General features: G+C 67.1%; 1 protein-coding gene. It reads left to right on the forward strand.

All coding sequences use genetic code 11. The features are described from left to right. Nucleotides 1-88: 88 nt before the first annotated feature. Nucleotides 89-993: IS5 family transposase (locus FLL47_RS42605; protein WP_144128389.1), on the forward strand; the 905-nt coding region annotated here is incomplete at its 3' end.

A 993-nucleotide genomic window follows, 5' to 3' on the forward strand; every position in this document is an offset into this window, starting at 1 on the left:
AAGTTGTTAGGTGTCGATGATCGATAAGCAGCGAGGTCTCCGGTAAAGGGTTCAGCGACCAAGCAGAACCTGAAATACCGGAGACCTCGTGGCCACCTTAGCGGTGACGAGGCGGCACGATCTCACCGACGCGCAGTGGGCGGTCCTGGAGCCGCTGTTACCGATCAGCGTGCGGGTGGGCCGGCCGTCAGCGTGGACGAAACGGCAGCTCATTGACGGTATCCGGTGGCGGGTACGGGTAGGTGCGCCGTGGCGCGACGTACCTGACTGCTACGGATCATGGCCAGCTGTGTACGGGCTGTTCCGGCGATGGCAGCGGGCCGGAGTGTGGCTCGGTATCGTGTCAGCGTTGCAGGCCAGGGCCGATGCGGCCGGGTTTATCGGCTGGGACGTCAGCGTTGATTCCACGACCGCTCGGGCTCATCAGCACGCCGCCGGCGCCCGACGCGACGGCGATGCCCAGCTCGAGCCGCCCGTCGGCGAACCAGTCGATCACGCGTTGGGCCGCTCTCGTGGCGGCTATTCAACCAAGCTGCATCTGGCCTGCGAACAGGCGCAGAAGCCGTTGTCGATGCTGGTCACCGCCGGACAGGCTGGCGACAGTCCCCAGTTCGCGGCCGTGCTTGCCGCCATCCGCGTCCCGCGGCAGGGACCCGGCCGGCCCCGCACGAGACCGGACCGGGTCCTTGCCGACAAGGCCTACAGCAGCCGCGCCAACCGCGACCTGCTACGCCGACGCGGGATCAAAGCCACGATCCCCACGCCGTCCGACCAGGCCGGGCACCGCCGTCGACGCGGCAAGGCCGGTGGTCGACCACCGACGTTCGACCTGGTCGTCTACCGGCAGCGTCACGCCGTCGAGTGCGGTATCAACCGGCTCAAACGCCACCGGGCGATGGCCACTCGGTACGACAAGCTCGCCGTCCGCTACCTGGCCACGATCCACATCACCGCGATCAACGAATGGCTACACGCACTTCGATACACGACCTA

The organism is Catellatospora sichuanensis (genome assembly GCF_007483665.1).
Lineage (GTDB): Bacteria > Actinomycetota > Actinomycetes > Mycobacteriales > Micromonosporaceae > Catellatospora > Catellatospora sichuanensis.